This window comes from Pseudomonas sp. RC4D1, from assembly GCF_018390395.1.
Classification (GTDB): domain Bacteria; phylum Pseudomonadota; class Gammaproteobacteria; order Pseudomonadales; family Pseudomonadaceae; genus Aquipseudomonas; species Aquipseudomonas danubii.
In genome coordinates this window covers 1094439-1115990 of record NZ_JAHBAW010000001.1, presented here as the reverse complement: position 1 = coordinate 1115990, position 21552 = coordinate 1094439, and the positions used below count along the sequence as shown (strand labels likewise).

The following is a 21552-nucleotide window of genomic DNA, read 5'->3' as shown; positions in this document are numbered from 1 at the left end:
TTGACCGGCAACGCCGAGCCCCTGCGATCAAGGAGATAACCATGAAGCGTTCTGCACTGGCTGGACTGTTCATCACCGCCGCGATGCTGGCCTCCCCGGTGTTTGCCGCCGGGCAAGAGGACCTGTGCCAGATCAACCTGCAAAAGATCAAGGATGCCAAGGTCAGCACCGAGGCCATGAGCTCGGACTTGAGCAGCAACATCGACGCCAAGGTCCAGCAAGCCACCGCCGAACAGGCCAAAGGCACCGAGGAAGGCACCAAGAACTGCATCTCCCTGACCACCCAGGCGATCCAGCAATTGCAGAACAACACCAAGGGCGGTCAATAGGCCGATACATCGGCCAACCTTCGGGTTGGCCTTCTGCGCTTGCTTAGCGTAGAATCCGCCTACCTGTTGGTAATGCACAACAGGTTCGGGGCCGTTTAGGATTCGACGCCGGTTGCGAAACTTTAGGTGCATGCCGAGTTGGTAACAGAACTCGTAAATCCACTGTTGCAACTTCCTATAGTTGCCAATGACGAAACCTACGGGGATTACGCTCTCGCTGCGTAAGCAGCCTTAGCCCTTCCCCCCTGGTACCTTCGGGTCCAGCAATCATCAGGGGATGTCTGTAAACCCAAAATGATTGTCATATAGAACAGAATCGCCGTGCAGTACGTTGTGGACGAAGCGGCTAAAACTTACACAACTCGCCCAAAGCACCCTGCCCGTCGGGTCGCTGAGGGTTAACTCAATAGACACGGCTAAGCATGTAGTACCGACAGCGGAGTACTGGCGGACGGGGGTTCAAATCCCCCCGGCTCCACCAACTCAACAAGAAAAGACGTCCTTGGACGTCTTTTTTTGTGCCTGAGATCCAGAAAATACAGGACCTTGGCGCCTACTAGCGTCCACAGACGTCCGACAAAATCCCCACCTTCTTGTATTCCACAAGGTATTCCAAGCCCTTCAGGGGTAGTTTTTGGAATACCGAATGATGTCATAGAGTGCTGAACCGCCTTGATTTAGTAGACGTATTCGAGTGATTGCATTTGGCTGACTCCGTTGAAAAAGTCGGCCATGGTTTCTGCAGAAGAAAATAATGCATCCGAAGTTGAGTTCTTTACTTCGGCAAAGGCTTCCGAACTCAGATTTCAGTTAGTCGTTTGCAAAAAAGGCGTTTTAACCAGTCACGATTCAATCCGTTTAGGCAGTCCGATTCTCAACAGAATCTGCAGAATGCTGCTTGCTGTGAAATGCGGTAGCCGACCTAAAGCGAACGCTCTATATGTAATCAAAATGTAGTGCACCTTCCCTCCTCTATTTCGACCGCAGGTCAGTCCTATCCCCCATCCTCCCTCTTGTGCTTACGATAACGGGACAGCGAAATCCCCGTTTGGCGCTTGAAGTAGCGACACAAGTAAGATGCGTCGGCAAAGTTCAGTTCGTCGGCCACACGGCCAATAGCCAAGTCACTGTATGAAAGAAGCGCCTTGATTTCCAAGGTTACCTGCCGATCAATCAGGCCCTTGGGTGTGTCATTGAAAAACGCTTTGGTCAACTGCGACAGGTAGAACGGCGTGATATTCAGTGCGTCGGCGTAGAACTTCACATCTCGGTGGCGCACACAATGTTTGCCTATCAATTCCCAGAAGCGCCAACTGAGCATTTCCTTCCGGCTGAATCCCCTGTTTTCTATTTGGCTGGCTGGAAGTTGCTCGGCTATTTTCAAAAAGAGGTTCTGCAGCTGATTGCGCAACATGATGCGTTGGTAGGTGGGGCAGGTCTGCGCAATGTTCCGCATCTGCGTCACCCAGCCCTCTATCAACGGCATGTCGTCCCTGGATGGAACGCAATGAGGATGGTCATGCAGAAATACGAACAACGTATTTGGCAGTGGGTAGGCAACCTCAGCGGCAAAACTTTTCGGCATAAGGCAGAAAAACACCTTGAAGCGGCGCGAGCGACGTTTGAGCAAGGCAATAGTGTCCTCAGCCAGCAGCATCACAGCACCGCGCCTAACCGCATGCTCTTTGAAGTTAAGTGTGAAGTGGGCACTACCGGAGAGGCACACCAGCAGCGTCAAATAAGCGTGACCGAAGGAAAGCGGTAAACCTAGCCCTTCCGCTAGCGTGGTTTCTCCCATCCGCATCAAGTCGCCAGGAACGGAAAGTTTCGGAATGTGATGCATAGTGACCCAGCGCTACAACAAACAAGAGCCAAAATCCTATCACCGCTTGGCGCAGCTGTTTCTAAAAGTACCGAAAAAGCCGAGGTACTGACGTGTACCGATGATATGCCTCCCAATACTCTGTCCTGAACGAATCAATCCATTACGAGTACAGGACATGACACTTAAAACAGAACGACTCTTGCTGCGCCCCTGGCAGGACACAGACGCCGATGATCTATACGAATATGCCAAAGACGCCCGAGTCGGCCCTATCGCTGGCTGGCCCCCCCACACCAGTGTGGAGAACAGTGCCGACATCATCCGTACGGTCTTCAATCACCCCGAGGTGTACGCGGTCGAATTGAAGGAAAATCGCCGTGCTGTTGGTTGTGTGGGCATTCTCATAGGCAGCAACAGCAATTTTGAAATCAGTGAGCAGGAAGGGGAAATCGCCTACTGGATCGGCGTGCCGTACTGGGGTAAAGGCCTGATTCCGGAAGCAGTACGTGAAGTGATGCGACACGCCTTTGAAAACCTGAACCTCAAAGCACTTTGGTGTGGTTACTTCGCCAACAACATCCAGTCCTATGCTGCTCAATCGAAGTGTGGCTTTCGCTTTCATCACACGGAAGAAAACAAATACAACCAGTTCCTCCAAGACTATCGGACAGAACACATTAGCCGTATCACCTACCAAGAATGGCTGGACCATACGAAAGAGTAAGGACACAAACCAAAGGCACCGATGTACGGCGGCCACAACCGACGGACGCAGCCTGGTGACGACGTAAACCGCACGAACGCCGGAGAGGAGTTCAAACCTTACTTGGAACTGCACGGAGAGCTAACCGGAATCCCCCCCGCCGCCGCAGCACTGCTGCGAACAGCAACAGCAAGAATGCGAAGCCTTGCCGCAGGACAGCGCCGACCTGTTCGCCGCGCTGCTGGTGAAGGCGCAGGATGAACTAAATACCCATGAAAGTTAATTGAGCCTCATCAACACCCCAACTCAGGAGACTCTATGAAAATCTCACTTACCCAAATAACGCAACAAAACTATGAGGCGATTTGTGAACTGGAGGTCACTGAAGAACAGGAAGACTACGTGGCAAGTAATACCTGGTCGCTCGTTGAGGCTGCGTACAACCCAGGCTACTTCACACGCGCCATAATCGCGGATGGAGAGCCTGTAGGCTTTTTTATGTGGGTGCAGGAATCAAAAGGCAAAGTCTCTATCTGGCGCTTTATGGTGGACAAAGAACATCAGCAGAAATCCATCGGCAGAGTAGCGCTGGGTCTCGCCCTCCATGAAATAAAACAGATCGCAGATTTGAAAGAAATTGAAATTTGCTACAACCCCAAGAACATCGTAGCTAAAGGGTTTTACTCCAGCTTCGGGTTTGTCGAGGTTGGTATGGATGCAGACGGCGAAGATATGCTGGCGAGGATCAGGATTTGAACTTCGCCAAATACAATCCGAGCATTGCACAAAAGTTCTAATTACCTTCAACTCCAATCGCTTTTGATTCCGAAAGCCCTACGCAATGCAAGCTTTTCCCGACGCTGTACTTCGACGATGAGCACGTGACCATCCTCTACACCGCCAGGGACGCACTTCTCGTCGTGGCGCAAGCGCTAGACGATATCGGGGTTCCTGGTAGCCAACCAAACGAAGCACCAACAAAGCGCGCCTTGTGCGGGCTTTGTTGATGCTGGCCTTAACGTTCAGCCACCATCGCCAACCGCCCCTCCCCACTCTCACGGACCGAGCATTGGTTGCCCCAAAGCGGCGTTAAGTCTCTTTCTATTGTGTGAACTTTCCTAGAAACTCCTAGCCGCTTGCGCCTACCCCCTCACCCTGGCTAGCCTCGATCCGTCACTGCACATTCAGTGACCGGGTTTAGCAGCTCGACGTGTAACTAGGCGCATGGCGCCCCCATTACGTGGCGCTTTTTTTGGCTCCGCTTTATGGCGGCCGTGCGCAGGGCACCTTCGGGTGCGCCGGGTTCCTAGTACACCGGTCTGCTAACCTGCGAACGGCCGCCACCCTATCGTTTAGCAGCGACGGTGAAGGCTCCTATCTCTGTACTAGGAGTTACGCCATGAAAAAGCTCGTCCCCGATCCTCCCCACACTGCAGCCCATCGCGGCAGAAACCCCGAGCACGATCTGGCCAATCAGCAGATCCGGCAGAAACTGTCACTTCAGCCTGCCGATGTACCTCTGATCCAGTCACTGAAAAAAACCATCAGCACCCCAGTAAGTCGCGACTCTCTGTTCTCAGTACGCGGCGGCATCAACGCCGAAGAAGCCCTGCTCCACGTCTCCCTGCTGCTCAAAAGCGCCGAAGAAGTCTCCGATGAAATCACCGAGCGCGGCAGTGGCATCGAGCGCGGTCTGATCTGGTCCCTGGTGCACTCGGTGGAGATGGCGCGAGCGGTGGTAGATGCCTTGCTCGATGGCAGTCGCCACAGGCCCTAGAGGTAGCAGGCCTCGTAAAAGCACAGCGCGGCAGCACGACCTACCGCGCTGTTTTGTAGCGCTCGAATGAAGCCGGACACGCATTCAGTCGAGAATGCGCGCCCGGTCCAGGTGTCTGATGCCCCAACAAGGCTGCTGTCCATCGGGATCTAAACCTGCGGACCAGCAGACGCCTGCCCACGGGTTTTCCACAGCGATACCAGCACTCCGCCCAGCAGCAAAGCCAGGGTCACACTCAAGGAAATGACCGCTGGAATCTTGCCGATGATGCCGACCATGAAGATCTTGCCGCCGATAAACACCAGCACCAGCGCCAGGGCGTACTTGAGATAGGCGAAGCGGTGAATCATCGCTGCCAGGGCGAAATACAACGCCCGCAGACCGAGGATGGCGAAGATGTTCGAGGTGTAGACGATGAACGGGTCCTGGGTGATGGCAAAGATCGCCGGGACGCTGTCCACCGCGAACACCAGGTCGGCGCACTCGATCAGCACCAGGGCCAGGAACAACGGCGTGGCCCAGACCACGGACGTACCACTGGCATCGGCCTGGCGGACGAAGAAGCGCCCTTCATGCAGGCGATCGGTCACCCGCATGTGCTTGCGCAAGAACTTCACCAGCAGGTTTTCGCTGAGGTCGGGGTGATCATCGAGCTTGCTGAACAGCATCTTTACCCCAGTCAGCAGCAGGAAGACGCCGAACCCATAGAGAATCCAACTGAACTCGGCGATCAGCGCCGCACCGAGGCCAATCATGATGGCGCGTAGCACTATCACGCCGAGAATTCCCCAGAACAGCACCTCATGCTGATACTGCCGCGGAATGGACAGAAAGCTGAAGATCATCGCCATCAGGAACACGTTGTCCATCGACAACGATTTCTCGATCAGAAAGCCGGTGTAGAAATCCATCCCGGCGTCACCGCCCTTGACCTGCCAGACCCAAAGGCCGAACAGCAAGCCAGCCGCGATGTAGCCCGCAGACAGCAGCAGACTTTCACGAACGCCGATTTCTCGATGCTCACGGTGTAACACCCCAAGGTCGAAGACCAGCAGGCCGACAACGATGCTGATAAACGCGAACCAAAGCCACGTAGCGGTGCCGAGAAACTCAGCAAAAAAGAAGGATTCAAGGGCTGTCATGAGTGCGCCTCCCAGTGTCGAAGTTGTACAAACTGCAACTCCGACATGGCAGCGATTAGCTGTCAGAGGGGCCCGGCGTTGTGAGGAAAAAACTAAATAGCCGCATGGGGTTTCGCAACAATGCAAGAGTTGCAAGTTATGTCTATTTGCAAGACCTCAGTGGCGCTCATCACCTGGCGCCAGCGCACTCGGCGGTCGCCAGTCTGCGGGCTCAATTCGCAGCGGCATCAGCACCGAAGAAGCCCGCCCCGCGTGTTCTTCCTCAAGGGCTCAGGGCCCGCTCCATGATCAACGTCAGCTCCTCGCCCTCGTAATGCTCGCGTACCCGGACAAAACCCAGGCGTGCATAAAAGCCTTCGGCGGTGACCGATGAGGGCACCACCAGCGAGGTCAAACCCGAGTCCAGCGCCGCCTGCTCGACCGCGGCCATCAGTTGCCGGCCCAGGCCATGGCCGTGGTACGCCGGATCGACAAACACCGAACGCACCGCGCGCCCGTCGAGGCTGGCGGTGCCCAGCAATTCCCCGTCCACCAGGGCGACGAACATCTGCCGGCGCTGCATCAGTTGGCGCACGGAATCGGTGGTGAAGCTGGCCTGGACCCGCTCGATCACACTGGCGGGATAGTCCTGGGCATTGCTGGTGAGCAAGGCCGCCAGGATCACTTGGCTGACCCTCGCGGCATCGGCCTCTAGGGCCGGACGAACCTGGCATTCCATGACCACTCCCTGGTTTCAACGCGGATCGCAGGGGCCAAAAATACGACCCGCACCACTCGCTGCCAAGCACTTACTGCAACTGAAACACCAAACAGGGATTGTCATTCAAGCGCCCCTCGTACACCGGCTGCTGGTTTTCCAGCGAGGTGCCCTGGAGCTTCTCTCGATCCTTGCGCGCCACGATCACCCAGGAGCCGTGGGGCAATGTGTCCAGTTGTCCGGGGGCGTCGCCGCTGACAAACAGCGGCTGTTCGTCGTGGTCCAGGTTCATCATGTAGCGCACGGCCCAGGTGTCCTGGCCCAGGTTGAAGAACACCAGGGGGCCGTGTTCAGCCGCGCGCAGTTGTTCCACCTGGGAAACAAAACCCTGGGTGTCGAATTGCAGATCCTTGGCTGGGTTCAGCACCGCCACCAGCAGCGTCCATTGCGCCGCCAGGGCCAGGGCGCTGAGCAGTACCAGGCGCCGGCCGAAACTGCCCAGGGTCTTGCGCCAGCAGTACAGAGCCAGCAGTTGCAACAGGACAAAGATCGCGATCAGCAGCGGCATGGACACCGGCGGCCAGTAACCGTGTTTGTGCCAGCTGTGTTTAAGGACGAACAGCAACAGGATGCACAACCCCGGCAACAAACCCACCAGCCACAGGTAGGCGCTGCGTACTTTGTCCAGCCGGCCCCGGACCATGAGCAGGCCGTAAGCGGCCACCGCAGCGAACATCGGCACCATGGGCAAGATGTAATAAGCGCGTTTGAAATGCGGCACCGACAAGCCCAGCAGGATCATCAGGCCGCAGGCGCCAAAACGCAGTACCAGGCGCAGCTGCGGGTCGGCATGGCGCCGGAACACTTGGTGGCGCAGCATCCACAGCGTCACCAGGGCCAGGGGCACCACAGGGAAGTAGCGGTACAACGCCAACTGAAAGTAGAAGTAGAACGGCTCGCCACTCTCATCCAGACGTCCGCCCACCTGCATGTGGTAGACCTGCTGCACAAAGGCCTCGCCACCGCTGAGATAAGCCAGCTTCAGCAGCAGCCACCAACAGGCTGCCAGCAACAGCAGACCGCTGAAGCCGTAGCCGAGCACGCGTTTGAACAAGATACGGCGCGCCTCCTGGGTACGGCTCTCACCCAACAGCCAATAGGTGCAGACCACCCCGCAGACTTCCACCAGCCCCAAGGGCCCGCGAATGGCGAAGGCCAGGACAAACAGCGGTAGCACCATCAGTGGCCGCAGCAGCGAGCCACGCTGTTCGCCGCTGTGCAGCAGGTAGAAGGCACCCAGGCACAGCAGTGAAACCATCTGGTCCAGGCACACCGAGCGGGACTTGTCCAACAGCTGGCTGGTCAGCGCCGTCAGCAGTACCGCGAGCAGCGCCCAGGTGCGCCCCGAAGGCGCCAGCAAGCGATACAGCAACGCCAGCACCCCGGCCGAGGCCAGCGCAGTGGGCAGGATATTGGCCAAGTGATTGGGGGCGCCGAAGGCCTGGGCAAACAGGTAGCTGAAGAAGGTCGCGGTAGCCGGATAGTCCGGATACGGCTGGCCGTAAGTGGTGGGGAACAGGCTCGGCCCGTGACGGAACATCTCCTGCAGAAACAGCGCCCAACGGCCGTCGAAACCCTGGGGCTGCTCGTCCCAGATGCCAAAGGTGAACAGCAGCAGGGCCACCAGGTAGATACCCCAGGACTCAATCCCGAAACGCGTTTCTCGAACCATCTTCGCCCCACCAGAAAGTGCCGTGCCATAAGCTCGGCGTAAGGCTGGACATGGTGCGCGCGATACCCCTGAACGGTGACTGAACGAGGATAAGAAACCCGCCTGCGGCAGCGGCTACAGGGACCGGCGCCCCAGGGCCGAAAACCGGCGCCAGTCAAACTGCCCCACTGCCAGCGCCAGCAGGATCAGGCCCATGGATACAGCCTCATCGACCCCGACCCGCTGCCCCAGGATCAACACCGACCCGGCCATGCCGAACACCGGGATCAGCAACGACAAGGGCGCCACCCGAGAGACCGGATACTCCCGCAGCAACAGGTTCCAGCCCCAGTAACAGAAGTGCGTTGCCGCATAGACCTGGAACATCAGGGACAAGGCCGCGCTGGCGGACACCTGTCCGGCCAGTTGCAGAAACGGCGCACTCCCATGGCTTATCCAGGTCAACGCCAGCAGCGGCAACGGCGCAAACAGGCTGGCCCAGACCACGAAGGCGAACACCTCGCGAACCCCACAGCGCTTGATGATGACGTTGCCCACACTCCAGCTGAAGGCGCTCACCAGCAGCAAGGCGTAACCCAGGCTGGTGGCGTGCCCGGGGCTGTCGCCGATGATCCGCAGCAGCCCCCACAAAGCAATGGCCGTGGCCAGAACCTGCTGCCAGCGCAGGCGCTCGCCGAACAGCAACACGCCCCAGCCCAGGGAAAAAAAGGCGCTGAACTGGATCAACAGCGAAGCCGTGCCCGGAGCCACGCCCTGCTCGATACCCAGGTTGATCAGCGCCCACATGGCCACGCCGAAAATCAGCCCGTAGGCCGCCAACCAGGCGAATGCCACCGGCGGGCGAGGTATCAGCCATACCCAGGGCAACGCCGCCAGGGTGAAGCGCAAGGCGGTAAGCAGCAATGGATCGATACTCGCCAGCCCAAGCTTGGTGATGGGGAAGTTCAGGCCCCACAAGGCCGTCACCAGCAAGGCCAGGAACAGGTGTTTTTTCTGCATGTCGCGCGGTCCAGGAAAGGCGGCCGCGAGCAAATCCCCGGCCGGGGCCGAACTATCGCCGGAGCACGCCATGGCCCGCTTGCAGTATCAGGTCAACTATCAGTAGATTCGGGCCATGCACCCTATCGATATCGATCCCTACGAAAACATCCCCCGAGACGCGCTGGTCACGGCCATCGACTATGCGGACGGCCAGTACTTCGCCGAACACCAGCATCGACGCGGGCAGTTCGCCTACGCCGCTACCGGGGTCATCAGCGTCTACACCGAACAGGGCAACTGGGTGGTGCCGCCACAGCGGGCCATTTGGGTGCCGGCCGGGGTGACCCATGCCATGCACATGAGCGGGCCGGTGACCATGCTCAACACCTATGTGCGCCCCCGGGCGGCAAAACGCCTGGGCTTGCCGGAGCAATGCGAGGTGCGGGAAGTGTCCGAGTTGCTGCGCCAGCTACTGCTGCGGGCCATGCACCTCCCCACGCTCTACGCCAGGGACGGTGTGCCGGGGCAGTTGATGAACCTGCTGCTGCATGAAGTCGCCAGCATGCCGGCCTTGACCCTCAACGCCCCGCTGCCGGACGAACCGCGGCTGGCCAGGGTCTGTCGCGAGCTGCTGGAACAGCCATCGCTGGAGTTGGGGATCGATGCCATAGCCGAGCGCGCCGGCATGAGCCGTCGTACCTTCACCCGGCTGTTTCGCCAGCACACCGGCATCAGTTTCGTCGAATGGCGCCAGCAGGCCTGCCTGTTGGCGGCCGTGGTGCGCCTGGGCCAGGGCGAGGCCGTGACCCGGGTCGCCAGCGACCTGGGCTACAGCAGCCCGAGTGCCTTCAGCAGTGTGTTTCGCAAGGTCCTGGGCGAGGCGCCCAGTCGTTACTTTGCCCGGGCCCGGGCCTGAAGGACCCGAGCCTGAGCGAGGCCGTGCTACAGGAACACGGCGGACAACATCCCCAGCGCACCGAGGCAGAAGCCGATCAAGGCGCCGCGCCCGGGCGCCTGCTGGAACAGCGCCCAGATCACCAGCGGCTCCAGAAGCAGCAGCGACGTCACCGAGACCACGGTGATGATCCAGATGTCGCCAACCGCCACGTAACCCAGCCAGTAGGCCGCCAGCAGACAGATACCGCCCAGGCACATGATCAGCACCGGCAACGCCAGTTCGGCACCGGAGGTGTTGCCGGAATGGGCCAGCCGCGCCACCACCACTTCACTGTAGATGGCGCAGAACTCGCCCAGCACCATCAGCCCTACAGCAGAAACTCCGAGTAATTCTTTGGACATGTAACAAACCCCTTGGTATTGAGAGCCCGATTTTTCAGCTCCCAGGCATTGATCGCTCCGCTAACGGAGCCTGTATCTCGATGCGCAGGGGTACGGGGCAACTCGGTAATCGTCAGGAACTTGAACATGTCCATCTCCTTCTGGGTGGGTGACGCAAGCCGGGCCCGTGAACAGTCGACGGGCCGCTGCCTGTATAAGGGATTTTCTGCCCCGACGTCATCCACCAGAGAACATTGACCGCGAAAAAACCACGCAAACTCCACAATCAAACCGCCTGCTTGCCGATAGCCTGGGTCCGGTCATCCTCAGCCTGAAGCCCGTGCCCACCATGCCCCAAACGTCCAATTCCGTTCGCACCCTGAGCCCCTATCACTGGATCGCCACGTACTTCATCGGCGTTGCGGGACTGGCCTTGGCCCTGATGCTGGTGGTCAATCTGATCCTGCTGAGCACCAGCCAGACGCCGTGGCAATCGCTGCTCAACTCCCTGTCGTTCAGCGTGGCGGTGCTGATGGTGAGCCTGGTGCTGATTACCCTGATCGCCGCCTTGCCGTGCATCCTGTTCTTCTGGCTGGCCCAGCGCTTTACCTGGCGCCGCCTGTGGATCTACCTGGTGAGTGGAGCCCTGGCGGCGCAGTTCGCCATTCCCGTGATGACCCAGCTGCTCCCCGAACTCTTCAACCTCCCGCACGGCGTCAGCGCTGCGCTGCACTATATACAGCTGGCATCGATGTTCGGCGGCTGCGGGGTGTTTCTGGGGGTAGTGTTCTGGTGGCGCAGCGGGCGTCACTTGCGCTGAGCCGAGCCTTTATTCACCACCGGCCCGACGCCAAGCAACCCGCCCCTTGAGCAGGGCCAAAGCAGCCACCCATATAGCGATCTTTTCCATGTCCGTAACAACTCCACCCCAACGCAGCGTGCAGCCAGAAGACTGGTTCGCCGCCTACTTCATCGGCGTCACGGCCATGGCCGTGATCCTGGCCTTGCTGATCATGCTGGCGATGCTGGCCAGCGCCGGCTCGTTGAACGCAGACATCATTACCCAGACGCTGTTCGTGGGCCTGCTGACCCTGGTGGTCAGTGGCGTGCTGATCGGCATTATCACGGCCCTGCCCTGCGCCCTGTTCTTCTGGCTGGCCCAACGGTTTGCCTGGCGCAATGTGCTGATCTACCTGTTCTGCGGTGCACTGGCGGCGATGCCGACCATTCCCGTGGTAGCCAGCCTGGTGCCCTCCAGCTTCTATACCGACCGCTACGAGGATGAACCGCTACCCGACGGTTTGCCGCGCTACCTGCCGCTGGCGCCATTGTTCGGCTGCTCGGGGGCTTTTCTGGGGCTGGTTTTCTGGTGGCGCAGCGGCCGTCATCTGCGCAGATCAACTCCCCAACACCGCGCGAACCGGTCCGCCTGAGCCCTCAAGACCGAACCGCACCTTTTCCCCCTACTTGTTCACAATTTGTTAAGAGTTGCCTCCGTATACTTTTGCGCTTGCCCGCGGCCTTCCGGCTGCGTCCCTCGATCTGCCGGCGCAAAATTCATGTCACGACCCGCTCCGCTGTTGTTCCTGCTGGCCTGCCTGCTGTTCTTCTTCGCCCTGGGCAACCACCAGTTGCAAGGTTCCACCGAAGCCCGGGTCGCCGGGATCGCCATGGAAATGCACCTGGACGATGACTGGGTGACACCGCGCCTGTTCGGCACGCCGTTCCTGGAAAAGCCGCCCCTGAGCCTGTGGCTCGACGCCGGCGCCATCCGCGCCTTCGGCGGCACGCCCCTGGCGGTGCGCCTGGCCTCAGCCTTCGCCGGGCTGATCAGCGTGATGCTGCTGTACGCCATGCTGCGCCGCTTCGGCCGGCCGGCCACCCTGGCCGCGGTGGCCGGGCTGATGCTGGCAACCATGGCCAGTTACTGGAGCAACGTGCGCGGCGTGGGTGAAGATGCCCTGCTCAGCCTGGGGGTGACCCTGGCCCTGCTGGCGTTCTTTCAGGCCCAGCGCCGTCAGGCCGAACGGCAACCGGCGCTGCTGGCCTGGCTGGCGTTCGCCGTCGGCATCGCCATCGCCACCCTGAGCAAGGGCGTGCTGGGCCTGGCCATGCCGGGGGTGGTGATCTTCGCCTACCTGCTGGCCGACAGCCTGATCGAAAAACGCTTCACCCTCAGCCACTGGTTGCGCCCAGGGTTGCTGACCCTGCTGGGCCTGGTACCGCTGATGATCTGGCTGTACCTGCTCTACCAGCGCGGCGGCTTGCAAGCCCTGGGCGAAGTGCTGTGGACCAACAGCGTCGGGCGCTTCGGCGGCTCCTTTGTCGAGGCCGGACACTACGAACCCTTCTATTACTACCTGGCCAAGCTGCCCCAGGCCTTCCTGCCGTGGAACATCCTGGTCTACCTGGGGCTGTGGCACTTCCGTAAAACCCTGGTGCAGAACCGCTACCTGCTGTTCTTCAGCCTCTGGTTGCTGGCGCAATTCACCCTGCTGTGCCTGGCCTCCAGCAAACGCACGGTGTACCTGATGTCCCTGACCCCGGCAGCGGCGGTGCTGGCGGCGGAATATGGCGCGGTGCTCTACCAGCGCCTGGCCCAGCGGGCCCTGGGCACGGGTTTCTGGAGTGCCGTGGGGCGCCAGCGCAAGGGCTTGCTGATAACGCTCATGGCCCTGGTGATCGGCGGCTATCTGGCCAACGCCCAATGGGCCGCGCCCAAGGCCGACCGCAAGCTGTCGTTTGTTCCGGTGACCGACCGGATCATGGCGTTGCAGGGTAGCGGGCACCAGCTGGCGCTGTACCAGGCCAACGAGCGCATCGCCGGCGCCAGCGTGTTCTACACCCAGAGCCTGCTCAAGGACCTGCAGACCGAGGCGCAGTTGCTGGCCTTTCTGCGCGAGTCGCCGCAGCACATGGCGGTACTGGGCGGCGCCGAAGCGCCCAAGCCGCCGCTACAGATCCAGCAGACCCTCATGGTCGGCCGCCAGGCCTACTACTTCGTCAGCCTGGCGCCCGCCGGCTGACCCAACAAAAACGGCACCTGCTGCAGGTGCCGTTTTCATTTCCAGACCCGCGACGGAGCCCGGCACGGTACGGACTTACTGAGGATTCTTCAGCTTGACCACGTCACCGGAGACCTTGGTGGTGTAGCCGTTCAGGACCCAGGCCCAGAACCAGCTTTCCTGGACCTGGGTATTGATCAGGGCATCACCGCCCTTGGCCTTGATCGCCGCAGTCTGGGCGCGTACGAAGCGATTGTTCTGCTGGATCGGGAACATGCCCAGCAACATGATGCCGGTGGCGCTCCCTTCGCTGTGACCGATGACGGTGTACTGGCTGCTGTCCAACTGCTGGGTTTTCATCGGGGTGCCGGTGCAGCCCGCAAGAACCAGACCGAGGCAGGCAGAGGCAACGACTTTGCTGATGTGCTTCACGACGTAACTCCATGGAGAAAGCGCCCGGGACTCATTTCCCGGGCGCCGGCACTTTACTCGCGCGATACCGTCCTGCCCATCCCCGCCGCCCACACCCCTTGAACCCTTTCCCGCTGATACCCGCACGCCGCCCTTGAAACCATGACTCCTGCCCAACGACGGGCAATCCCCCCAAGGAGTCAGTCATGAGCATCACCGTTACCACCTCCACCCTGGACCAGGCCGTCGCCCAGAAGCGCTTCGACGATGCCTGCCGCTACCTGCGCCAATCCGATCTGGCCAACTTCCTCCTCGACGAGCTGATCGCCGTCAAAGAGGAACTGACCGTGGAAGTCACCAACTCCTCGGCGGCGGACAAGACCGACCGCTGGATTCCTCCGGCCGCCAACTCCACCACGTCCGCCGGACGCGTGGTGTGGAACCTCAAGTCCCAGGTGTACGCCATCGAGAAACAATACAAACAGCCGGACCTGAGCAACTTCCAGAAATTCCTCGCGCTGTTCGCCAGTGACCGGGTCGAGCGCCTGTCCCCGGCCCTGGTGCTGATGCATGAGTTGGGGCACGCCTGCCAGTTCCTCACCAACAAGGCCGAGTTCCGCAAGCAACTGGCGGACAAAAACATCCTTGAAGTGGAAAACATCAACGTCAACGCCATCGAGAACACCGTGGCCAAGGAGCTGACGGCGAAAAACAACAAGGAAGGCCTGCGCTGGGACTACCTCGACGCCCGCTGAGCCTTGTCCCCCGGCGATGACCTGTCGCCGGGGTCCTCCCTGTGTTCGTGTCGGGCCCTAGCGGCCTGCAGAAGGAGTTGCCCCATGTTGATTCTGCGTTCACTGATCATCGGCCTGAGCCTGTTGGCCAGCGCCGCCCACGCCCTGGAAACCACCAGCACCCCGGCCGAAACCCTGAAGGCCTACGCCGCCACCCTGGGGAGCACCGCCGGCAGCAGCCAATGGCAGCAGCTGTGGAAACGCGCCCGGGACCAGGGCGCTTTCAATACCGCGGGCGAACAACCGCGCTTCACCATCACCCAGGACAAACTGCCGGACATGGCTCGCACCACCTTGAGCAATGCCAGCAGCGTAACCGCGCAAAACACCACCCAGGCGCTGTACCGCCATGAGTTTGCCACGCCCATCGGCCAGGCCCAGGGCAAGTCCCTCAAGGCTCTGTGCCTGTTGGTGGATTGGCGTTCGCTGCCCACCGGCACCCGGCCCGATGACACCAGCCACATGGGCAGTGCGAGCCTGCTGCAAATCATCCCCTGCCCCTGAAACCGACAAGCCGCCCAGGCCCTTAGCCTGGGCGGCAACGGCTCATGAAGCGATCTGCGAGCTCAGCAGATCGGCCTCCTTGCGCCGACGAGTGCCGTAGCTGTCGCCAAAGTTACGCAGGTTGGCCAGGGCACTGGACCAGTCGCGGGCCACCACCTGGGCCCAGAACTTCGGCGTGCGGCTGGCCAGGTCGCCGTACTGAAAAGCCACCGAGGCGATCACGGTCTGCATCGGTGCCGGCAGTTGGGCGAAATCCACCCCACTGGCCTTGGCGTAGTTCGCCGCCAGGCTATCGACAAAGGGCGCCTTGAACGCCTCATCGATCAGCTCGGCCTCGTCACTGCCGATGCTCAAGGGCTGGCCATCGAGAAACGCCTTGGCCTTGAGCCCCGTCAGGCCCAGGTAGGGCGTCAAGCGCCGCACCAGATCTGCCGGCAGATTGAGCGCCTGCAAATCCTTCACCCCTCGCTGCCCCAGATCGAAGCCCGTGCCCACCGTGACCCCGCTCTTGCTGTTGGCCGCATCAGGCACATAACCGCGGGTCATGGCACCGCCTTCCAGAGCGGCGATAAAACTGAAATCAATCGCATAGCGTGACATGGATATTTCCTCCTCCAGTTGAAGAAAATCCAGTGCATCACCAGCGACCGATACAACATCAGAATGTAATAGTTCCCTTTAATAGGGGGGAAATTTCCCACTGAACAGAGGACGACACACCTCCTTAGGATCGAACCAGCTGTATTCATAATTCCAAGGAGGTACCAAATGGACGTGAAAGACCTCAGTCTTATCGATATTCGCCAGCTACCCCATTCACTCCAGGCCCTCATCGACTGCATCGGCCTGGAAAACGCCTACCGCCTGACACGTGAATACGGCGGCCGTCCTAAGTACATCCCCAAGCACGCCGAACGCACTTCGCTGGCGCTGATCCTGCCTCCCGATGCTCTCAACGCCCTGATCGAACGCTTCGCCGGACTGGCCCTGGAGATCCCCAAGGCCGACCACTTCTGCCGGCAGATCCGCAATCAGCACATCCAGCTGGAAAGCCTGGGAGGCATCTCCCGCAGCGTCCTGGCAGACAAGTACGGCCTGAGCCTGCGGCAGATCGGCAACATCCGCCGCCTGGAAGCCAACACTCACCGGTAATCGATTCCCGCTGAATCGGCGGCGCGGGCTTGCTTAAGGTGCAAGGGCGCAACTCGCGCATAAACGATAAGGAGATTGACCATGCCAGATATCGACAAGGGCTTGATCGGCGGCGTGATTGCCGCCCTGCCCCTGGACAAGATGATCACCGGTCCGTTGATGGCAATGATCCAGGCGCAGGTCGCCGCGAGCAAAGCCTATGCGGACTTCCTCATGGGTGTGTGTATCCAGAACGGCCAGGCGGTATCGGTGCAGTTCGACTACGACGAAACCCTGGTGGATGACCAGGGCGTCTACAAGGGTACGGTGAAGAAGTCGATGCGCATCCCGCTGCTGGCGGCCATCAGTCACCCCAACATCACCATCGAGGAAGGCTCCATCGAGTTCGAGCTGACCATCAGCCAGATGGCCGAGGACACCAGTTCCACTGAAGCCTCCGGCAGTTTCGAGGCGAAGATGGGCTGGGGCCCGTTCAGTGTTTCGGTCAAGGGTGCGGCGAGCCACAAATCCACGCAGACCCGCAAGACCGACACCCGGGCACGCTATGCCATCAGCACCAAGATCGTCCGCCAGGACCCACCGGAAGCCCTGATGCGGGTGATCGACTTCCTCACCGACGCCGCCACCAAACCGGTGATGCTGCCGAGCGCCACCGCCACCGACACCGACAAGCTGCCCACCGCCAACGCGCTGAAAATGCCCGATGCTCCGGCGGAAAACAGCGGCAACAAGCCCTGACAACCACGCTTGACCCACCCGCCCCGCCGCCACGGCGGGGCACTTCAGCCATCGAACAAGGAGCATGATCCATGGCGTTTTTTTCCCGTCGCAAGGAGCCCATGTCCGCCAGCGACCTGAGCCACATCACCCGTGGCATGCACCAGGCCGCCGCTGCGACCCACAACCTGATCGCCCAGCAATACATCAAGTTGTTCGACCAGTTCTTCGACTACAACGTCAACGACCTGGGTACGCCGATGAAGGCCAAGATGGTCGAGGTGGCCCTCAACGAACAGCACATCATCAACGTCCCGTTGATTGCCCTGGTCTCGCCCAAGGGCCTGGCCCTGCACAAGATGACCGTCGACCTGTCGGTGCGCATGCAGGGCACCGAACTGCAGAAGGCCAGCCACGACCTGGAGAATGGCGAGCTGCAGAGCGAGAAGTTTTTCGTCACCTTCGGCAGCGGCAAGCGCGAAGGCCAGGAGCGCGACCCGGACGAAGTGCAGATCTGCATGGAGTTTCGCGACTGCGAGCCGCCGGAGGCGATCCAGCGCCTGATCGAGGAGTTCACCAATCTGATCAGTCCACAACGGATCAATGAAGGTCCTGCGCCCGGCGCGCTGGCTCCCGCGGCACCCCCTCCCGCCGATCCGGACCTGCTGGCCCCCTGAGCCTGATCGCCGGCCGCGACGGCCGGCCCCGGGGGCCGTCAGGGCTTGAGGTTTACCGAACGCCAGTCACTGGCCTCGATCATCCCGAGCATCTTCGGCGCCCCGTTGAGGGTATCGGTAGACACGAACAGCGAGGCGCCGTAACCCAGGGTCGGGGTCGACAGTTTCAGTTCCTGCTCCAGTTGGTCCATGCATTCACTGTGGGTCACCAGCACCAGATTGCGGCCAGCGACCTTATGCGCCAGCACGTCGTGCAACATGCTGTTCTTGCAGTTGTACAGCCAGTCATCGCCACTGCTGACCTTGCTGAACATATAGCCGGCCGTCTGCGCGGTACGGGTCAGGGGGCTGTTATAGAGGTCGGTACGTTCCAGGCCCAACTGCTCGAACTGCGCGCCAATGCTCACCGCCACCTCCCGCGCTCGATCGGTAATGCCATCGGCGGGCCCGAGACAGGTGGCACTGGAGCGATCGCAGCGCTCCACGTGGCGCACCAGGACAATCATGTCGCCCTTGGCCCAACTGCGGGTCAAGGCCCTGATCCCGGCCACGTTGCCGTGGGCCAGATCCGGCACCGCCGCCGGCTTGAGCAGGTACAGACTCAAGGGGAACAGCAGCAACACGCCCAGCAGCGCCAGTGCATTCTTGTAACGGACCAGGGAACGCCTAAAGGGCGGACGCTTGGCCACCGCCAGCACGAGTCTTGTAGCCACAGTCCTGCCGCCCTTTGAGGGTGATCCGGGTTTTTGAGCAGCGCGTAGCGAGGCTACAGAACCCGGATGACAATTGAGCGCTGCCGGGCACGCTGGCAGCAACCGGACCGACTCTAGGGCGCACACCGTGGGGGAGCGGTGAAATCAATGTGAAAAAAAGCTCAACGCACGGGTGGTTCATCCCGCAAAATAACCGTCCATCGCCGAAAACATTGTCTTGGGACAATGCGGACGAAATCGTTTCAGCTATGGCACATCCCGCCGATACACCCCCTACAAAACACCTTGCTGGTCACCAACAACAACAATCTTCCAGCCAACTCAAGATCAAGAAGAGCTATGTTCCTGGAGGAATTCAATGAGTAGTTGGTTTGCCAACATCAGCGTCAACCTTAAGCTGGGCCTGGGTTTCGGCCTGGTCCTGGCCCTCACCGGCATCCTGGCACTGACCGGCTGGACCAGTCTGGGCAACCTGATCGACCGCAGTAACTGGATGAGCGACATCACCCAGCTCAACAGCGGCCTGACCAAACTGCGGGTCACCCGTCTGCAGTACATGCTGGCCAACGGCGACGAAACCGCCGCCCAGGGCGTGCAGAAGACCCTGGATGATTTCAGCGCCCAGCAGAAAAAACTCCTGGCCACGTTCCAGAGCCCGGAAAACATCAAGCTCCTGCAAGGCCTGGGCGCGACCATCAGCGCTTATCAGGACTCGCTGAACAAGATGCGCAATGCCTACCGCACCGGCGACGCTGCGCGCCTGGCGATGAACCAGAACGCCGAACGCGCCAATGACCTGATCAATGGCATCAACACCTGGGTCAAGCAACTGCCCCTGAGCGACGAACGCTTTACGCAGTTCCAGGCCATCACCCAGGCCAAGGAAGCCTTCCAACTGGCGCGCTATGAAGTGCGCGGCTATGTCACCACCAACAACCCGGACACCGAACAGAAAGCCGTCACCCAGCTCAACGCGGCCATTGCCGAAATGGATCAGCTCAAGAGCCATTTCAGCAGCACCCAGCGTGATGCCCTGCAACAGCTGGAAACCGCACTGAGCGGCTACCGCAGCTCGCTGCAGGCCTTCAAGGTCGCCTTCACCGACGCCGTACAGGCGCGCAAGGAAATGACCGAGCAAGGCGCCGACATCGTCAGCCGCAGCGACGCCCTGTACCAGATCCAGCTGGAGCGCCGCGATATCGAAAGCGCCCAGGCCCGCAGCCTGCAATTGATCAGCACCCTGCTGGCCCTGCTGGTGGGCGTACTGGCTGCCGTGATCATCACCCGGCAGATTACCCGTCCGCTGCGGGAAACCCTGGCCGTGGTCGAGCGCATCGCTTCCGGCGATCTCACCGAAAACCTGCGGGTGACCCGTCGCGATGAACTGGGCGTGCTGCAACAAGGCATCGTGCGCATGGGCGTGACCCTGCGCGAACTGATCGGTGGCATCCGCGACGGCGTGACCCAGATCGCCAGCGCCGCCGAAGAACTGTCCGCCGTGACCGAAGAAACCAGCGCCGGGGTCAACAGCCAGAAAGTCGAAACCGACCAGGTGGCCACCGCCATGCACGAGATGACCGCCACCGTGCAGGAAGTCGCGCGCAATGCCGAAGAAGCTTCCCAGGCCGCAGCCGCAGCCGACGGCGAAGCCCGCGAAGGCGACAAAGTGGTGGCCCAGGCCATCGAGCAGATCGAGCGCCTGGCCAGCGAAGTGGTGCGCTCCACTGATGCCATGACCGTGCTGCAACAGGAAAGCGACAAGATCGGCAGCGTCATGGACGTGATCAAGGCCGTGGCCGAACAGACCAACCTGCTGGCGCTGAACGCCGCCATCGAAGCCGCCCGTGCCGGTGAAGCCGGTCGTGGTTTCGCCGTGGTCGCCGACGAAGTGCGGGCCCTGGCCCAGCGCACCCAGAAGTCCACCGAAGAGATCGAAGAACTGGTGGCCGGCCTGCAGAACGGCACCCAGCAAGTGGCCACGGTGATGAACAACAGCCGCAGCCTGACCGACAGCAGCGTCGAGCTGACCCGCAAGGCCGGTGCCTCGCTGGAAAGCATCACCCGCACCGTGTCCAACATCCAATCGATGAACCAGCAGATCGCCGCCGCGGCCGAGCAGCAGAGCGCCGTGGCCGAAGAGATCAGCCGCAGCATCATCAACGTGCGCGACGTCTCCGAACAGACCGCCGCCGCCAGCGACGAAACCGCCGCCTCAAGTGTTGAACTGGCGCGCCTGGGCGGCCAGTTGCAGATGATGGTCAGCCACTTCCGCGTCTGATTCGCCGCGCCCCTTCGGTCCTGTAGCCGCTGCCGCAGGCTGCGACAAGGACCGAAGGGCCTTCCTAGGCCCTCAAGAGCTTGAACAAGGGTGGCGGCTGCGTGCAGGCCTGCAATGCCAGGAAGAAGCAAACCTGGTGGATCCGAAAATCCGCCAGCACGCAACCGCCATTAATTGACACGGCTACAAGCGTGATTGCAAACACGCTTGATGTACCACTACCGGTTTAGGTTAGCCCGGTCCCTGCCGGCGACGTCCTGCCCTACCCCGCCGGTTTACTAGCGCCATCCAACAGCGCATCCACCACCGCCCGCGCCATCTCCACCGAATGAATCATCGACCAGATCAGCCCGCGCTCGATGCCGCTGGCGCTGGTGATTTCGTCGGCCGTCTCTTCCGCGCACTTGAGCAGCAATGAAACGTGCAGCAGCGCCTCTTCGGCATTGACCCCTTCACATACCGCAAACAGCGGACGGCCCTCGCCATCCCGACAACCAAAGCGGGTGCTGCCAGTGGCAGTGAAGTGCTCATGCAAAGGGGGCGAAAGCGCGGTGTTTTGCAGCGCCTGTAGCAAGGTCTTGTTGGGTTCTTCCAGCGCAGTGATCAACTCACGGCTGGGTTGCAGAACGGGTGGGTCGGGAACGATCTTCTTCACGGCAAAACTCCTGGAGAAGTTGAACCGCCACGCATCGCTACCAAACGATCAAGGTGGCGGCCATACGCAGGTTGGTAGACCGGGACTCCAGGAAACCCAGCGCACACGAGGTGCCCTGCGCACAGCCGCCATAACACGTCGACAGATTAAGGCCTGTCGAAAGTCAGCGGCGCTTGTGCCTG

Annotated in this window: 24 protein-coding genes, 1 other RNA gene and 1 pseudogene; 16 read left to right on the top strand and 10 right to left on the bottom strand. The window is 60.6% G+C overall.

The genetic code is table 11. The features are described from left to right. The first annotated feature begins 41 nt into the window (after positions 1 to 41). Together KHO49_RS05065 and ssrA are read left to right on the top strand one after the other, a co-directional pair. Positions 42 to 329, top strand: coding sequence for a PA2433 domain-containing protein (locus KHO49_RS05065; protein ID WP_102878316.1), 288 nt, complete (start codon positions 42 to 44; stop codon positions 327 to 329). 87 nt (positions 330 to 416) lie between these two features. After that, positions 417 to 810: a transfer-messenger RNA gene (ssrA, locus tag KHO49_RS05060) on the top strand. Positions 811 to 1323: 513 nt separating this feature from the next. Here ssrA and KHO49_RS05055 read toward each other — a convergent pair. Then, positions 1324 to 2172 carry a helix-turn-helix domain-containing protein gene (locus tag KHO49_RS05055; protein ID WP_102878315.1) on the bottom strand — a complete coding sequence of 283 codons (849 nt, stop codon included), beginning with the start codon at positions 2170 to 2172 and terminating at the stop codon, positions 1324 to 1326. A gap of 157 nt (positions 2173 to 2329) precedes the next feature. On the opposite strand from KHO49_RS05055, the gene KHO49_RS05050 reads away from it, so the two are divergent. From KHO49_RS05050 to KHO49_RS05040, 3 genes are all read left to right on the top strand, one after another. Further along, complete coding sequence (locus KHO49_RS05050) at positions 2330 to 2878, top strand: GNAT family N-acetyltransferase (protein WP_102878314.1); 549 nt, start codon at positions 2330 to 2332, stop codon at positions 2876 to 2878. Between the two features lie 297 nt (positions 2879 to 3175). Further along, positions 3176 to 3613 carry a GNAT family N-acetyltransferase gene (locus KHO49_RS05045; protein ID WP_102878313.1) on the top strand — a complete coding sequence of 146 codons (438 nt, stop codon included), beginning with the start codon at positions 3176 to 3178 and terminating at the stop codon, positions 3611 to 3613. A gap of 643 nt (positions 3614 to 4256) precedes the next feature. Then, complete coding sequence (locus KHO49_RS05040) at positions 4257 to 4634, top strand: DUF6124 family protein (protein WP_213664714.1); 378 nt, start codon at positions 4257 to 4259, stop codon at positions 4632 to 4634. Between the two features lie 149 nt (positions 4635 to 4783). On the opposite strand, the gene KHO49_RS05035 is transcribed toward KHO49_RS05040, so the two are convergent. The 4 genes from KHO49_RS05035 to KHO49_RS05020 form a co-directional block, all read right to left on the bottom strand. Further along, complete coding sequence (locus tag KHO49_RS05035) at positions 4784 to 5776, bottom strand: TerC family protein (protein WP_213664713.1); 993 nt, start codon at positions 5774 to 5776, stop codon at positions 4784 to 4786. A gap of 262 nt (positions 5777 to 6038) precedes the next feature. Continuing rightward, on the bottom strand, positions 6039 to 6494 hold the full coding sequence (locus tag KHO49_RS05030) for a GNAT family N-acetyltransferase (RefSeq protein ID WP_110595972.1): 456 nt from the start codon (positions 6492 to 6494) through the stop codon (positions 6039 to 6041). Between the two features lie 70 nt (positions 6495 to 6564). Then, complete coding sequence (locus tag KHO49_RS05025; RefSeq protein ID WP_213664712.1) at positions 6565 to 8205, bottom strand: ArnT family glycosyltransferase; 1641 nt, start codon at positions 8203 to 8205, stop codon at positions 6565 to 6567. A 114-nt stretch (positions 8206 to 8319) separates the two neighbouring features. Then, positions 8320 to 9204, bottom strand: coding sequence for an EamA family transporter (locus tag KHO49_RS05020; protein ID WP_213664711.1), 885 nt, complete (start codon positions 9202 to 9204; stop codon positions 8320 to 8322). 115 nt (positions 9205 to 9319) lie between these two features. Here KHO49_RS05020 and KHO49_RS05015 point away from each other — a divergent pair, with 115 nt between their 5' ends. Next, the gene (locus tag KHO49_RS05015; RefSeq protein ID WP_110595969.1) at positions 9320 to 10102 is read left to right on the top strand and encodes an AraC family transcriptional regulator; all 783 of its coding nucleotides are present in this window, start codon (positions 9320 to 9322) and stop codon (positions 10100 to 10102) included. A gap of 26 nt (positions 10103 to 10128) precedes the next feature. On the opposite strand, the gene KHO49_RS05010 is transcribed toward KHO49_RS05015, so the two are convergent. Beyond that, on the bottom strand, positions 10129 to 10446 hold the full coding sequence (locus tag KHO49_RS05010) for a hypothetical protein (protein ID WP_011059155.1): 318 nt from the start codon (positions 10444 to 10446) through the stop codon (positions 10129 to 10131). Between the two features lie 367 nt (positions 10447 to 10813). On the opposite strand from KHO49_RS05010, the gene KHO49_RS05005 reads away from it, so the two are divergent. The 3 genes from KHO49_RS05005 (at position 10814) to KHO49_RS04995 (ending at position 13490) form a co-directional block, all read left to right on the top strand. Then, positions 10814 to 11284 carry a hypothetical protein gene (locus KHO49_RS05005; RefSeq protein ID WP_249735473.1) on the top strand — a complete coding sequence of 157 codons (471 nt, stop codon included), beginning with the start codon at positions 10814 to 10816 and terminating at the stop codon, positions 11282 to 11284. An 88-nt stretch (positions 11285 to 11372) separates the two neighbouring features. After that, complete coding sequence (locus KHO49_RS05000; RefSeq protein WP_213664709.1) at positions 11373 to 11897, top strand: hypothetical protein; 525 nt, start codon at positions 11373 to 11375, stop codon at positions 11895 to 11897. Between the two features lie 126 nt (positions 11898 to 12023). Next, positions 12024 to 13490, top strand: a complete 1467-nt coding sequence (locus tag KHO49_RS04995) for an ArnT family glycosyltransferase (RefSeq protein WP_213664708.1) — start codon at positions 12024 to 12026, stop codon at positions 13488 to 13490. A 75-nt stretch (positions 13491 to 13565) separates the two neighbouring features. On the opposite strand, the gene KHO49_RS04990 is transcribed toward KHO49_RS04995, so the two are convergent. Further along, positions 13566 to 13901, bottom strand: coding sequence for a hypothetical protein (locus KHO49_RS04990; RefSeq protein ID WP_060842421.1), 336 nt, complete (start codon positions 13899 to 13901; stop codon positions 13566 to 13568). Between the two features lie 185 nt (positions 13902 to 14086). Here KHO49_RS04990 and KHO49_RS31005 point away from each other — a divergent pair, with 185 nt between their 5' ends. Further along, positions 14087 to 14635, top strand: coding sequence for a hypothetical protein (locus KHO49_RS31005; RefSeq protein WP_249735472.1), 549 nt, complete (start codon positions 14087 to 14089; stop codon positions 14633 to 14635). A gap of 84 nt (positions 14636 to 14719) precedes the next feature. Then, positions 14720 to 15178: a hypothetical protein gene (locus KHO49_RS04980; RefSeq protein WP_102878303.1), complete on the top strand. Its 459-nt coding sequence runs from the start codon at positions 14720 to 14722 to the stop codon at positions 15176 to 15178. 42 nt (positions 15179 to 15220) lie between these two features. Here KHO49_RS04980 and KHO49_RS04975 read toward each other — a convergent pair whose 3' ends face one another. Then, positions 15221 to 15778 (bottom strand): pesticin C-terminus-like muramidase, encoded by a 558-nt coding sequence (locus KHO49_RS04975; RefSeq protein ID WP_110653092.1) that lies wholly within the window; start codon positions 15776 to 15778, stop codon positions 15221 to 15223. Between the two features lie 168 nt (positions 15779 to 15946). Here KHO49_RS04975 and KHO49_RS04970 point away from each other — a divergent pair, with 168 nt between their 5' ends. The 3 genes from KHO49_RS04970 (at position 15947) to KHO49_RS04960 (ending at position 17724) form a co-directional block, all read left to right on the top strand. Beyond that, positions 15947 to 16330, top strand: coding sequence for a transcriptional regulator (locus tag KHO49_RS04970; protein WP_102861053.1), 384 nt, complete (start codon positions 15947 to 15949; stop codon positions 16328 to 16330). 81 nt (positions 16331 to 16411) lie between these two features. Continuing rightward, a complete protein-coding gene (locus tag KHO49_RS04965; protein ID WP_102878301.1) occupies positions 16412 to 17068 on the top strand; it encodes a DUF2589 domain-containing protein in 657 nt (218 codons plus the stop codon). A gap of 71 nt (positions 17069 to 17139) precedes the next feature. Then, positions 17140 to 17724 carry a DUF2589 domain-containing protein gene (locus KHO49_RS04960; protein WP_102861051.1) on the top strand — a complete coding sequence of 195 codons (585 nt, stop codon included), beginning with the start codon at positions 17140 to 17142 and terminating at the stop codon, positions 17722 to 17724. Between the two features lie 38 nt (positions 17725 to 17762). Here KHO49_RS04960 and pmrG read toward each other — a convergent pair whose 3' ends face one another. Beyond that, positions 17763 to 18437 (bottom strand): lipopolysaccharide core heptose(II)-phosphate phosphatase PmrG, encoded by a 675-nt coding sequence (gene pmrG / locus KHO49_RS04955; RefSeq protein ID WP_110653093.1) that lies wholly within the window; start codon positions 18435 to 18437, stop codon positions 17763 to 17765. A 493-nt stretch (positions 18438 to 18930) separates the two neighbouring features. Here pmrG and KHO49_RS31475 point away from each other — a divergent pair. Both KHO49_RS31475 and KHO49_RS31470 read left to right on the top strand, forming a co-directional pair. After that, a pseudogene (locus tag KHO49_RS31475) lies at positions 18931 to 19809 on the top strand (methyl-accepting chemotaxis protein); the annotation flags it as partial. 42 nt (positions 19810 to 19851) lie between these two features. Further along, entirely contained in the window at positions 19852 to 20715 is an 864-nt protein-coding gene (locus tag KHO49_RS31470; RefSeq protein WP_372342433.1) for a methyl-accepting chemotaxis protein, read from the top strand. 262 nt (positions 20716 to 20977) lie between these two features. Here KHO49_RS31470 and KHO49_RS04945 read toward each other — a convergent pair whose 3' ends face one another. Further along, the gene (locus tag KHO49_RS04945; protein ID WP_102878297.1) at positions 20978 to 21370 is read right to left on the bottom strand and encodes a DUF3077 domain-containing protein; all 393 of its coding nucleotides are present in this window, start codon (positions 21368 to 21370) and stop codon (positions 20978 to 20980) included. Positions 21371 to 21552: the final 182 nt, after the last annotated feature.